Source organism: Stenotrophomonas sp. TWI273 (assembly GCF_039674765.1).
In the GTDB taxonomy this organism is placed as follows: domain Bacteria; phylum Pseudomonadota; class Gammaproteobacteria; order Xanthomonadales; family Xanthomonadaceae; genus Stenotrophomonas.
Genome location: NZ_JBDJOA010000008.1, coordinates 118479 through 131762 on the forward strand (window position 1 = coordinate 118479; position 13284 = coordinate 131762).

At 69.4% G+C, this 13284-nt stretch carries 10 protein-coding genes; 8 read left to right on the forward strand and 2 right to left on the reverse strand.

Annotated features, from left to right (window positions below; translation table 11 throughout):
• Positions 1 to 38 precede the first annotated feature (38 nt).
• The 8 genes from ABE571_RS12795 to ABE571_RS12830 all read left to right on the forward strand — a co-directional run bounded on the left by ABE571_RS12795 (position 39) and on the right by ABE571_RS12830 (position 10857).
• Positions 39 to 1106, forward strand: coding sequence for a LacI family DNA-binding transcriptional regulator (locus tag ABE571_RS12795; protein WP_313211617.1), 1068 nt, complete (start codon positions 39 to 41; stop codon positions 1104 to 1106).
• Between the two features lie 6 nt (positions 1107 to 1112).
• The gene (locus ABE571_RS12800) at positions 1113 to 2141 is read left to right on the forward strand and encodes an SIS domain-containing protein (protein ID WP_313426754.1); all 1029 of its coding nucleotides are present in this window, start codon (positions 1113 to 1115) and stop codon (positions 2139 to 2141) included.
• Positions 2141 to 3289: an N-acetylglucosamine-6-phosphate deacetylase gene (gene nagA / locus ABE571_RS12805; protein ID WP_346481625.1), complete on the forward strand. Its 1149-nt coding sequence runs from the start codon at positions 2141 to 2143 to the stop codon at positions 3287 to 3289. Before ABE571_RS12800 ends, nagA begins: the two co-directional genes overlap by 1 nt.
• The gene (locus ABE571_RS12810) at positions 3286 to 4353 is read left to right on the forward strand and encodes a heparan-alpha-glucosaminide N-acetyltransferase domain-containing protein (RefSeq protein ID WP_313219583.1); all 1068 of its coding nucleotides are present in this window, start codon (positions 3286 to 3288) and stop codon (positions 4351 to 4353) included. The genes nagA and ABE571_RS12810 overlap by 4 nt, the downstream gene beginning before the upstream one ends.
• 119 nt (positions 4354 to 4472) lie before the next feature.
• Entirely contained in the window at positions 4473 to 7466 is a 2994-nt protein-coding gene (locus ABE571_RS12815) for an autotransporter domain-containing protein (RefSeq protein WP_346493799.1), read from the forward strand.
• A gap of 159 nt (positions 7467 to 7625) precedes the next feature.
• On the forward strand, positions 7626 to 8648 hold the full coding sequence (locus tag ABE571_RS12820) for a S41 family peptidase (RefSeq protein ID WP_346466731.1): 1023 nt from the start codon (positions 7626 to 7628) through the stop codon (positions 8646 to 8648).
• Positions 8649 to 8718: 70 nt separating this feature from the next.
• On the forward strand, positions 8719 to 9438 hold the full coding sequence (locus tag ABE571_RS12825; RefSeq protein ID WP_137190365.1) for a helix-turn-helix domain-containing protein: 720 nt from the start codon (positions 8719 to 8721) through the stop codon (positions 9436 to 9438).
• 123 nt (positions 9439 to 9561) lie between these two features.
• Positions 9562 to 10857: an MFS transporter gene (locus tag ABE571_RS12830; protein ID WP_313211622.1), complete on the forward strand. Its 1296-nt coding sequence runs from the start codon at positions 9562 to 9564 to the stop codon at positions 10855 to 10857.
• A gap of 322 nt (positions 10858 to 11179) precedes the next feature.
• On the opposite strand, the gene ABE571_RS12835 is transcribed toward ABE571_RS12830, so the two are convergent.
• Positions 11180 to 12349: a mandelate racemase/muconate lactonizing enzyme family protein gene (locus tag ABE571_RS12835; protein ID WP_313219586.1), complete on the reverse strand. Its 1170-nt coding sequence runs from the start codon at positions 12347 to 12349 to the stop codon at positions 11180 to 11182.
• Entirely contained in the window at positions 12346 to 13278 is a 933-nt protein-coding gene (locus ABE571_RS12840; protein WP_346483280.1) for a dihydrodipicolinate synthase family protein, read from the reverse strand. Before ABE571_RS12840 ends, ABE571_RS12835 begins: the two co-directional genes overlap by 4 nt.
• Positions 13279 to 13284 lie beyond the last annotated feature (6 nt).

Consider the following 13284-nt stretch of genomic DNA (forward strand, 5'->3'; position numbering starts at 1 on the left):
CGATCATGGACGCTCAACCGGTCAGCCAGGAAAAGACGATGCGTAGAGCGACCATCAAGGATGTCGCCGAACGGGCCAAGGTATCGCTGAAGACGGTCTCGCGGGTCATCAACAACGAGCCCTCGGTGATGCAGGCCACCCGTGCACGGGTGCTGCGTGCGATCGCCGAGCTGGACTACGAGCCCGATCCGGCCGCGCGCAACCTGCGCACCGGCACCACGCTGGTGGTCGGGCTGGTCTACGACAACCCCAACCCGTACCACATCATCGGCGTGCAGAACGGCGTGCTCGCCGCCTGTCGCGAAACCGGCTTCGGGCTGCAGATCCACCCCTGCGATTCCAGCTCGCCGATGCTCGCCGAGGAACTGGCCGACTGGGTGCAGCGTTCGCGCCTGGCCGGGCTGGTGCTGACCGCGCCGATGTCCGAGCGCAAGGATCTGGTGGCCGCGCTCACTGCCCGCGGCATCAAGCTGGTGCGCATCATCGCCGCCACCGCCGATCCCGAAGACGGCGCGTGCGTGTTCGTCGATGACCGCGAAGCGGCCTATGAAATCACCGAGCACCTGATCCAGCTGGGCCACCAGCGGATCGGCTTCCTCTGGGGCGGCACTTCGCACAGGTCCAGCGGCGAACGTTACGCCGGCTACGAAGCAGCACTGCGCGACTACGGCATGAGCATCGACAAGCACCTGGTGGTGCAGGGCGATTACACCTTCGATGATGGTTTCCGCGGCGCACGACGGTTGCTGGCGCTGCGCGAACCGCCTACCGCGATCTTCGGCTCCAACGATGAAATCGCCGCCGGCGTGCTGGCGGCAGCCAAGTCCACCGGCATGAACGTGCCCTACGACCTGTCCATTGCCGGTTTCGAGGACAGCCCGTTCTCACGCCAGTCCTGGCCGCCGTTGACCACCGCCAAGCAGGCCACCGAAGACATCGCCCGGCATGCCGCGCGCCTGCTGATCGCGCAGCTGCGCAGCGATGCCTACGACGACGCACCACTGCAGCTGCAGAACCAGGGCTTCGTGCCGCAGCTGGTGGTGCGTGGCTCCACCGCGCCGATGCGCCCGCAGGGTGCACGGCTTCCTTCTCCTGAAACGACCTGAGTCCCCATGTCCCTGCCTGCTCCCCACGACACCCTGATGTACCGCGAAGCCGCCGAGGCTGCCGATGTGATCGCCGCGCAGTTCGCGCGCAACCAGGTGGCCGTGGAGACGCTGGCCGCCAGCCTGCGCGCGGCGCCGCCGCCGTTCGTGGTGACCTGCGCGCGGGGCAGCTCGGACCATGCCGCCACTTACGCCAAGTACCTGCTGGAAACGCGCCTCGGGCTGGTGACTGCCTCGGCGTCGCCGTCGGTGGGCTCGGTGTACGAAGCGCCGCTGAAACTGCGGGGCGCGCTGTACATCGTCATTTCGCAGTCGGGCAAGAGCCCGGACCTGCTGCGCAACGCCGAGGCCGCGCGTGCGGCCGGTGCGCGCGTGGTGGCGTTGGTGAACGTGGAGGATTCGCCGCTGGCGCAGCTGGCCGAAACGGTAATCCCGCTGGGGGCCGGTGCCGAACGCAGCGTGGCGGCGACCAAGAGCTACCTGGCCTCGTTGTCGGCGATCCTGCAGCTGGTGGCCTACTGGAGCCAGGACGCGGCACTGATCGCCGCGCTGCGGGCGCTGCCCGATGCATTGCGCCAGGCCTGGAACAGCGACTGGTCGGCGCTGACTGAGGGCCTGGTGCCGGCGCACAACCTGTTCGTGCTTGGCCGCGGCCTGGGCCTGGGCGCGGCCCAGGAAGCCGCGCTGAAGTTCAAGGAGACCTGCGGCCTGCATGCCGAGGCCTACAGCTCGGCCGAAGTGAAGCATGGCCCGATGGCGCTGGTGGGCCCGGGCTTCCCGGTGCTGGCGTTTGCCCAGCCCGATGAAACCGGCGCGGGCACCCGCGCGGTGCTGGAGGAGTTCGGCGCGCGCGACGCGCAGGTGTGGCTGGCCGACGTCGATGGCGACCTGGCGCTGCCGGTTGCGCCGCACCCGGCCTGCGCACCGCTGCTCACCGTGCAGGCCTTCTATCGCGCCATCAACGCACTGGCGCTGCGCCGCGGGCACAACCCGGACCTGCCGCCGCATCTGAACAAGGTGACGGAAACCGTCTGATGAAAACCGTCCTGCGCAATGCCCGGATCCTGGCCGGCGATGAGTTCCGCGACGACCTGGCAGTGGTGATCGAAGACGGCCGCATCACCGCGCTGGTCTCCGACGCGGCCCCGCAACTGGGCAGCGCCGACGAACAGGTGGACCTGGGCGGCGGCTGGCTGCTGCCGGGCTTCATCGACGCGCAGGTCAACGGTGGCGGCGGCGTGCTGTTCAACAACACGCCCGACGTGGACAGCCTGCGCACGCTGGCTGCCGCGCACCGCCGCTTCGGCACCACCGGGCTGCTGCCCACGCTGATCAGCGACGATGTGCAGGTGATGCGCCGCGCGATCGACGCCACCCGCGCGGCCATCGCGCAGGGCGTGCCCGGCGTGCTCGGCATCCACCTGGAAGGCCCGTACATCGCGCCGGCGCGCAAGGGCACCCATGACGCCAACAAATTCCGCGTGCCCGACGCTGACGAGATCGCGATGGCGGCCTCGCTCGACAACGGCGTGACCCTGTTGACCCTGGCCCCCGAACGGGTGCCGCTGGAGAGCATCCGCGCGCTGGTCGAGCGCGGCGTGATCGTGGCCGCCGGGCATACCGCCGCCAGTTACGAAGAAGCGCGCGCCGGGCTGGACGCCGGCATCCGCGGTTTTACCCATCTCTACAACGCGATGTCGCCGTTGACCGGGCGCGAGCCGGGTGCGGTGGGCGCGGCGCTGGAAGACCGCGACAGCTGGATCGGCATCATCGCCGACGGCGTGCACGTGCACCCGGCCAGCCTGCGCGTGGCGCTGGCGGCCAAGCCGCGCGGCAAGGTGATGCTGGTCACCGACGCGATGCCGCCAGTGGGCGCCGACAGCCCCAGCTATGAGCTGTATGGCGAAATGATCACGGCCGTGGACGGCGTGGTGCGCAATGCCGCCGGTTCGCTGGCGGGCTCGGCGCTGGACATGGCCACGGCGGTACGCAACGCGGTGCACCTGCTCGGCCTGCCGCTGGACGAGGCTGCACGCATGGCCTCGCGTTACCCGGCGCAGTTCCTCAACCTGGACGACCGCCTGGGTGAGATCGCCGAGGGCTACCAGGCCGACCTGGTGCTGCTCGACGACGCACTGCAGGTGCGCGCCACCTGGATTGCCGGCGAGCGCGAGGACGCATGACCGCCTCCCCATCGCCGCGCATGGGCTCGATCGATGCCCTGCGCGGGCTGACCGTGGCGGCGATGCTGCTGGTCAACAACCCCGGCGACTGGGGCCATGTGTATGCACCGCTGCTGCATGCGGACTGGCACGGCTTCACGCCCACCGACCTGATCTTCCCGCTGTTCCTGTTCATTGCCGGCGTGTCGATGGCCTTCAGCCTGTCGCCGCGCGCGGGCGAGCCTGCGTTGCGCCCGGCCCTGCGCAGTGGCCTGCTGCAGCGTGCGCTGCGCATCGCGGTGGCCGGCGCGGTGCTGCACCTGCTGGCGTGGTGGCTGATGGACCTGCCGGCCTACCGGCTGTGGGGCGTGCTGCAGCGGATCGCGCTGTGCGTGGCGGTGGTCGGGCTGCTGGCGATCCAGACGCGTGCGCGCACGCAATGGGCGGTGCTGGTCGGGCTGCTGCTGGTGTACACGGCGATCCTGCTGGGGGCCGATTCGCTGGCACCGTGGGTCAACCCGGCCAGCCGCCTGGATACCGCGTTGTTCGCGCCGCTGCTCTACAAGTACGACCCGCTGACTGGGCTCGGCCACGACCCCGAAGGGCTGCTGAGCAGCCTGGGCGCGCTCGCCAGCACGCTGCTGGGCCTGCGTGCGGGCGCGTGGCTGCGGGCGGGGCAGGTGGGTGGGCTGGCGGCGCTGGCCACGGCATGCCTGTTCCTGGGCGGTGTAGCGACGCTGTGGCTACCCCTCAACAAGCAGCTGTGGACCCCCAGTTTCGTGCTGTGGACGGGCGGGCTGTCGGTGGCGGCCTTGCTTCTGGCCCACCTGCTGGTGGATCGCTGGGGTGCGCCGGCGCTGGGCCGACGCTTCGGCGTCAACGCCATTGCCGCCTACCTCGGCTCGTCAGCGATGGCGCTGCTGCTGATGGCCAGCGGCGCGTGGGGATGGCTGTACCAGACGCTGTCGGCGCTGCTGCCGACGGCCCCCGCACTGGCCTCGCTGCTGTGTGCGCTGAGCTTCGTGGCGGTGTGGTGGGGCGTGGTGTGGGCGCTGGACGCGCGGCGCATCTACCTCAAAATCTAGGATGGGCATCACGTGCGTTTACCCCCCCATCACGGCGCGGCGGTAAAAGTACTGACGCCGGTCTGCGTAGAAGCACTGGGCCGTTGCCGTACCCCCCTCTTGTAGAACAGGAAAGGCGTATGCGCTCCAAGCCCGCTTCGCCGGCACGCACCGTGCTGGCCGACCGCATTTCATATTGGTTGCGTCGAAGCTGCGGGGGCGCGCTCGGCACGGTCCTGCTGGCCGGTACCGCGCCCGCCTGGGCCGGCTGCGACAACCCCGCGCCCGGGCAGGACCAGACGGTGACCTGCTCGACCGCAGCGCCCAATCCGGATCCGGTGGCGATCGTCACCGCCGGTGGCGCGTCCAACACCTCCATCAACGTGCTGGCCAACGCGCAGCTCGCTATCGCCAGCGGCGATGCGATCACCGTGCAGGCCGGTACCGGGCATGCCATCAACAACAGTGGCAGCATCATCGCCAACGCCGGCCGCGCGCTGCAGCTCAACGGGGCCACCTACCTGACCAACCGCGGCACCCTTGCCGGCAGTACCGGCGGCGTCGTGTCCGGTGCCGGCAACGACCGCATCGACATGCTCGGCGGCAGCATCCAGGGCGGCGTGCTGCAGGGCGCGGGCAACGACACCCTGGTGATCCGCGACGGCGTGATCGACAGCGTCGACCAGGGCGATGGGCAGGACAGCCTGGAGATCAGCGGCGGCAGCGTGACCGGCACCGTGCAGCAGGGGGCGGGCATCGACACCTTCCTGATGACCGGTGGCAGCATCGGCGCCCTGCTGCAGGGCGATGCGCTGGACCGCTTCCGCATGACCGGCGGCCGCATCGTCGGCGCGTTCGACGATGGCGATTACGCCGAAATGACCGGCGGCCGTATCGGCCGGGTCAACATGAAGCTGGACGACAACACCTTCCTGATGTCCGGCGGCACCATCGACGGCAACCTGGTCACCGGTTTCGGCCGCGACACCATCGTGCTGTCCGACGGCTACATCGGCGGCAACATCAGCGTCAGTGGCGGCGATGACGCGGTGACCATCACCGGCGGCACCGTGCGCGGCGAAATCCGGCTGAGCTTCGGCAACGACAGCCTGACCTGGAACGGCGGCGGCGTGGTGCACGGAGCGATCGACTTTGGCGAAGGCGATGATGTCGCGCAGCTGAGCAACCTCAACAACGCCCACCTGGGCGCGCTGCCGTCTTTCGATGGCGGGCTGGGCAACGATGTGCTCGGCCTGGACAACGTCAAGACCAATGGCGTGGCGCGCTTCACCAACTGGGAACAGGTGGCGCTGCGCGACGATACCCAGCTGACGTTCGATGGCACGTGGGTGCTGGGCGACAGCGGCAGCGGCACGGGCAGCCTGGACATCGATGCCACCAGCGCGGTGTTCGGCGGCGGCAGCAACGGCGTCCTCGCCCCGTTCGTGGCCGGGCGGCTGGCCACGCTCACCAATGCCGGCCGCATCGATCTCAGCAATGGGGGCGGCGTCGGCGATACCTTCACCGTGGTGGGCAACTATGTCGGCAACGGTGGCGCGTTGTACCTCAACACGGTGCTGGGCGACGACAGCTCGCTGTCGGACAAACTGGTGATCTCCACCGGCAGCGCCACTGGCACCACCGGCGTGGGCATCCTCAACGCCGGCGGCACCGGCGCGTCCACGGTGGCTGACGGCATCCTGGTGGTGCAGGCGATCAACGGTGCGACCACCGCGCCCACCGCGTTCGCGTTGTACAACCCGGTCGCTGTTGGTGCCTACGAGTATTTCCTGTTCAAGGGCGGCGTCAGCGGCGGCACCAGCGAAAACTGGTATCTGCGCTCGACCCTGGTGGCCAGCGTGACCCCGGCGCCCGCACCGCCGCCGGGTGGAGTCACCACGCCGCCGCCCCCGCCGCCGGAGGGCGCCGGGACCCCGCCGGCGGAGCTGCCACCCGCGCCGCCCCCGCCGCCGGACGTCAATCCGCCGGATGATCCGAACCCGGCCGCGCCCGAGCCGGCCCCACCGCCGGAGCCGGCCGATCCGGCCGACGTGGCGCCGCCCACCATCGATACCCCGCCGCCGGTGCCCACCGACGTGGCGGCGGTGCCCGGGCCGCTGGCGGTGCCGCCCACGCCCGGTGCGCGCCCGGCGCAGGGCGACATCATTCCGCTGTACCGCTTCGAGACCGGCCTGTATTCCGTGGTGCCGCCGCTGCTGCGCGAAACCAGCCTGGCCAGCCTGGGCACCTTCCACGAGCGCCAAGGCGAGCAGCGGCTGTTGGCCGGGCAGGGCGGCGTGCGCGCGGCATGGGCGCGGATGGTCGGGCAGAGCCACGAACAGTACTGGGAAGGCGACGCGCAACCGGGCTTCGACGGCGACATCCAGGGCATCCAGGCCGGCCTGGACCTGTACGCCAACGCGGGCGATAGCCATCGCGACCAGTTCGGCGTGTTTGTCGGGCGCACCCGTGCGCAGGGCAACGTGACCGGTTTTGCGATCGGCTGGGAAAACGTTGCGGTGGGCCGCACGCGGCTGGATGACAAACACGTGGGCGTGTACTGGACCCGCGCCGGCAGCGCCGGTGGCTACCTGGACGCGGTGGTGATGCAGAGCCGCTACGACGGCGACGCAACCTCCGCGCGCGGGCTGGGCATCGACGTGCGTGGCGATGGCACTACCGCCTCGCTGGAAGTGGGCAAGCCGCTGCTGCGCTTCGGGCAGAGTGCGTGGTGGCTGGAGCCCCAGCTGCAGGTGATCTGGCAGCGCACGTCGGTGGACGATGCCGGCGACGCGGTGTCCGCGCTGCGCTTTGACAACGACAACGCCTGGACCGGGCGCGTCGGCCTGCGCCTGGCTGCCGACTACGACATCGCCGGCAACGGCTGGCAGCCGTACATCAAGCTCAATTACTGGCAGACCCTGGACGGCGAAGACCGCATCGATTTCGACAGCAACCGCATCCTTAACCAGCAGGATGCGCGCGCGCTGGAAGTGGGCGTGGGCGTGGTGGCGCGCTTCAACAGCACCGTCAGTGCGTTTGCGGTAGCCGATTACACGCGCGACCTGGAAAGCAGTGCGCAGAAGGAGCGCAAGGTGATCGAAGGCAATGTCGGGTTGCGGTTGGACTGGTAGGGCGACAGCCAGCAGGGATCCGCGGCGGCACGCCGGGCGCAACCGGCGCTGCCGACCGCGTTGTGGCGTGAGGCATCGCTGGTTATGCGAACGGCGCACTGTTCCGGCTGGCGGGTGCAGCGGTAAGCTGCAGCCTCTTCACTACAGGGATGTAGCGCGATGATCGCAGGACGTTGCGGGTGGTTGATGGTGGTCTTGGCAGCGGCAAGTGGCGCTGCAAACGCACAGGACGTCCCCAGCGCCGAGGCACAGGCGCGGATCCTGGATCTGCTGCAGCAGCAGTCGCTGTATCGCGACCGCGTGGACTGGTCCAAGGCCCGCGCGGAGTTGGCGGCTGCGCGTGACCCGGTGCAGACGCGGCGGCTGCTGGACGATGTGATCCAGCGCAGCAGTGGCGGGCACGGGCGTTGGATATCGCCCAGCCAGTTGCGCACGGAGTCGAAACGCGCACCGGCCACGCAGGCAGCGATGGGCGCTGCGCCCCTTCAGACAGAGGACGCCAGCACGGGACCGACAGCGCGGCTGGGGTGGATCAAGGTGGGCGCCTACATGGACGACCAGACCCAGCCCCAGGAAGTGCAGTACCAGGCCCGCAAGCAGGCGGCCATTGCGCTGCAGGCGGGCATCCAGGAACAGGACGATGGTAATCGCTGTGGCTGGGTGGTCGACCTGCGCGGCAACAGTGGCGGCAACATGTGGCCGATGCTGTTGGGCATGGGTCCGTTGCTGGGCGATGCCAAGGGCGCTGATCCGGTGGGCATGTTCCTGCTGGCCGACAAACGCCAGCCGTGGGCGTACCGCGAGGGTGCGGTCTGGCTGGACGGCAAGGCGGTGGTCGGATCGCGCAACACGCAGTACGCACTGCGCCACCCGGGCGCCCCGGTGGCCGTGCTGTTCGGGCCGCGCACTGCAAGTTCCGGCGAGGCATCGGTACTGGCCTTCCGCGGCCGGGCAGCGTCGCGCAGCTTCGGCCAGCCCAGTGCGGGCTATTCCACCGCCAATACCCCGCAGCGTCTGCCCGATGGCAGTCTGCTGTTGTTGACCGGCAGTGTGATCGCCGACCGCAACGGCGTCGGCGATGGCAACCGCCTGCAGCCCGACGTGATTGTGGCCGAGGGGCAGGATGCAACGACGGCCGCGCAGGCGTGGCTGTTGGCGCAACCGGCCTGCAAGCTGCCCTGAAAGGTCGTCGCCCCGGTCTGGCGTGTTGCTATTGGTGGCATTACCCGCGGGGGGGAAGTACGCTTTCCCGATGCGAACCAAGCCCAATGCACAGCCCAACCAGAGCCTGATCGACGGCATCGCCACCCTGCAGGCGCTGGCCTCGTCCCCCGAGCCGGTCGGCTGCCGTGAACTGGCCCGGCAGCTGGACGCCAACCCCACCCGGGTCAACCGGCTGCTCAAGACCTTGGCCTACCTTGGTATTGCGCGGCAGACCGCCGACCGCAAGTACACCGCCGGCCCGGGCATGCACGTGCTGGCCGCGCAGAGCCTGTTTGCCTCCGGGTTGATCCGGCGCGCGCTGCCGGTGCTGGAACACCTGCGCCGGTTCGGCCACACGGTGGCGCTGGGGGTGCTCTGGAACGACAGCGTGAGCTACCTGTTCCATGCCCCGCCTGGCATCGAGGCGGCACGCGGGCTGGGCCGCATCGGGCTGCTGCCCGCCACCACCAGCGGCATCGGCATCGCGCTGCTGGCCCAGCTGGGCGACGAGGACGTGCGCGAGCTGTACGCCGACCGGCCGATTCCCATGTTCCCCGAGGGCATCGAGCAACTGCTGGCCACCCTGGCCATTACCCGTGCGCAGGGCCACGCGCGCGTGCATGTGGCCGACGAACGTGACCACCACATCGTGGCCATCGCGATGGGCGATCCGGTGCATGCCGGCATTGCCATGTCCGGCTGGATCCCGGAAGCGGCCACCGAGGAACTGGTGGCGGCGCTGCGCGCGGCGGCGGCGGAAATCGGCTGAGCGATTGCCGCAGTGCGGTTTGACATGTTGCTACAATAGCAATACGTTGCAGCCTTCCGATGGGGAGGCATCAGCGATGTCCAAGCGTGCAGGCGGGTGAGCGGGACCGGGAAAACCAAATGGGTGCTGCTGGCGCTGCTGTTCTTCTCGACCGTCATCAACTACCTGGACCGGCAGGCGCTGTCGATCCTGGCGACGACCATCCAGGCCGACCTGAAGATGACCGACCTGGAATATGCGCGCGTAGTGCAGGTGTTCCTGTTCGCCTACGCGGCCGCCTATGTCATGGCGGGGCGGGTCACCGATTGGCTTGGCGCGCGCGTGGCACTGCTGCTGTTCGTGGGCTGGTGGTCGCTGGCCAACATCGCCACCGGGTTCGTGCGCAGTGCGGTGGAGCTGGGCGCGGCCCGCTTCGCGCTGGGCCTGGGCGAGCCGGGCAACTACACGGTGGGCACCAAAGTGGTGTCCGAACAATTTCCCGCGCCGCAACGCGGGCTGGCACTGGGGCTGTACACGGCCGGCGCGATGATCGGCGCCACGCTGGCGCCGCCGCTGATTGGTGGCATCGCGCTGACCTACGGCTGGCGCAGTGCGTTCTGGATCACCGGCGTGGCCGGACTGCTGTGGATGCTGGCGTGGTGGTGGGCCTATCCGCGCAAGGCGCAGGTGCCGGCTGCAACGCCGCAGGCCGAGGCCGCCGCTGCAGCCGAGGCCAGCGCGACCCCGGGACTGGAAACGCCGGTGCCGGTTGCGCCGCCCACCTCGATGAAAGGCGTGTGGGGGCGGCTGGCGCGCGACCGTACCGTTTGGGCACTGGTGGCGTCGCGCGCGGTTGCCGATCCGGTCTGGTACTTCTACCTGTTCTGGTTCCCCAAATACCTGGGCGATGCACGCGGCATGAGCCTGGCGATGATCGCGTCGGTGGCGTGGATCGTGTACGTGGCCGCTGATATCGGCAGCGTGGGCGGCGGGCTGATTTCCGGCCGGCTGGTGAAGCGCGGCATGCACCCGGTGCGTGCGCGCCTGACCACCATGATGGGCGCGGCGTGCCTGGCACCGGTCGGGCTGTTCGTGGCGATGCATCCCCCGATTCCGCTGCTGCTGGCGCTGGCCTGCGTGGTGACCTTCGCCCACCTTACCTACCAGATCAACCTGACCACGATGACCGTGGACCTGTTCCCGTCGCGCTACATCGCCTCGGTCGCCGGTCTGGTCGGCTGCGGCAGCGCGCTGGGCGGCATGGTGTCGGCGCAGGTGGTGGGGCACCTGGTGGCCGACGGCAACTTCGATCGCGCCTTCGTGCTGATGGCCTTCCTGCATCCTATCGCGGTGCTGTTGGCGTGGACCGCGTTGAAGCAGGCGCGCCGCTCGAAGATGACCTTGATCGGCCCGCAGGCTGCGGCGGTTGCGGCCGGCTGAGAAACGCCGCGCGTCCCGCCAATGAAGCGCGCGCGGATCATGGCCGCGTCGCCACGCGACCAGCAAACGAAACGCCACCGCACGTAGCGCCGGGCTCTGCCCGGCTGCCTTCATCAGCCCATGCCAGAAAAAGGTTCTTCGCCCTTACGCTCGCGACCGGCCGGATCGGAGACGCCAGCCGATCCAAACGGCGCTTGCACATCCGGCCATCCGCGTAGCGTCGTGCGCACTCTGCGACGGCCGTTGGAACAAGACGCTCCCCTCAAAGGGGCGAAGAACCAAAAAGGAGCGCCTGCGAACAGCAGCCGGGCAGAGCCCGGCACTACGCTACCGCTTCGGTGTGGTGCCAGAAACGGGCGTTCGGCACCGCGCCCAGGCCGGGGCCGCTGGGCAGACGATAGCCGTCGTGCGCGTAGGCCATGTCGGTGTCCAGCATCTCCACCGAACGCGAGAAGATCGAGTGCTGCCACTCGTGCCGCCACAGCCCGTCGATCACCGCCGATGCATGCAGGCTGGCGGCCATGAAGATGCCGCCGCCAATGGTCGCGTGCGGTGCAACCTGCACGCCACGGCGCGCTGCCAGCCTGGCGATGCGCAGGAACTGGGTAATGCCGGTGTGGCCCATCTCCGGTTGCACGTACGCCAGCGTGCCGCCGTCCAGCCGCAGGCGTGCCACGTAGTCGGTGGGCCACTCTTCGCCTGCCGCCACCGGGATCGGACTGTCGGCCCCGAGGGCGATCAGACCCGCCACGTCCTCCGGCTTCAACGGCGCTTCGATGAAGGTCAGTCGACTGGGCAGAAGCTCGTGCGCCAGTGCGAGGGCCTGGGCATGGTCGAACTTCCAGTGCAGGTCGACCATCAGCTGCACCTGCTCGCCCAGCGCGGCACGCAGCGCGGCCATTTCCTCGGCGATGCCGTCGTGGCTGACCACGGCATGCACCTTGAACGCGTCATGCCCCTGTGCGGCAAACGTGCGGGCCATGGCCACCTTCTCGTCCACGGTGGCCGCCGGCAGTCCGGACACATAGCCGGCAATGCTGTCGCGTTGGCGCGTGCCGAGCAGCGACCACAGCGGCTGCCCCGCCGCACGTGCGCGCAGGTCCCAGAGGGCGATGTCCAGCGCAGCCAGCGCGTCGGTATGGAAACCGCTGCCGCAGCCGCGCACGCGCATCAACCCGTACAGGTCATCCCAGATCGTTTCCACGTCCTGCGGATCGCGACCCACCAGTTCCGGGGCCAGCAGGTCATTGATGATCTCGCAGGTGGCACGCGGTGCGCAGATGCCATAGGTTTCGCCCCAGCCCACCGCGCCATCGGCGGTGGTGACCCGTACCAGCACCGAGCGGTCCACGGTGGGGTACAGCGTGCCGTTGCCGCGGCGTACCAGATAGCCCCGCGCGTTGACCCGTTCGCCCGCGCCGAGCGGACCCAGGTACGGCGTGGTGCGTGGCACGGTGAGGATGAAGGTCTCGACCTTGCTGACAACGCTCATGCGGAATGTCTCGTGGCCTGGCCGGGAACGGTATCCATCGGCAGCAGGTCGCCGATGCGGTCCAGCAGGATAGTCAGTTCCTGCTGGTCATGCCGGTCCAGCGACGGGCCCGGCGCGCGCACGTGGTCGCTGCCGATCAGGCCACGCCGCAGCAGGATCGCCTTGGTCAGGCGCCAGCGGAACACCGCCTGCATGCTCAGCAGGGGCAGGGTGCGTTCGAACAGGTCGCGCGCGCGGTCGCGGTCGCCGTCGGCCCAGGCGGCCAACATCGCCACATGCACTTCAGTGATCTCACAGGCCGGCATCGTGCCCACCGCACCGCGTGCCAGTTCGTCCAGCACGTAGCGCGCTCCGGCACCGCCGAACACCGCCTGCACGCTGTCGCCGGCACGTTCGGACAATGCGGTGATGCGATGGCCCGACGGCATGGTTTCCTCCTTGACGTAGGCGATGGCCGGCACCTGCGCGGTCAGTGCCACCACCTCGTCCACGCCCAGCCCCACGCCCATCGGGGCGGGCGCGTTCTGCAACATCACCGCCACGCCCGACTCGCTGCCCAGCCGGGCAAAGAACGCCGCCATCGTCGCGGCATCGCCGGCCAGCGCATGCGGGGTCAACACCATCGCCGCCTCGGCCCCGGCCTCGCCACCGGCACGCGCCAGCCGCACCGCATCCTCCAGCGTCTTCGCGCTGGCGCCGACGATGAAGGGCACCCGGCCGCGGTTCCAGCGCCCGATGCACGCGGTCAGGTGCAACCGCTCCTCCAACGACAGCATGTCGTACTCGCTGGCCAGGCCCGGGAACACCACGCCGGCCGCACCCGCGGCCAGGATGTACTCGAATACCGCCTCGGTGCCGCGTTCATCGAGGGCGCCGTGCGCGTCGAAGATCGTGGGGAGGATGGGGAAGACACCTTGCAGAACGGCCATTGCGCC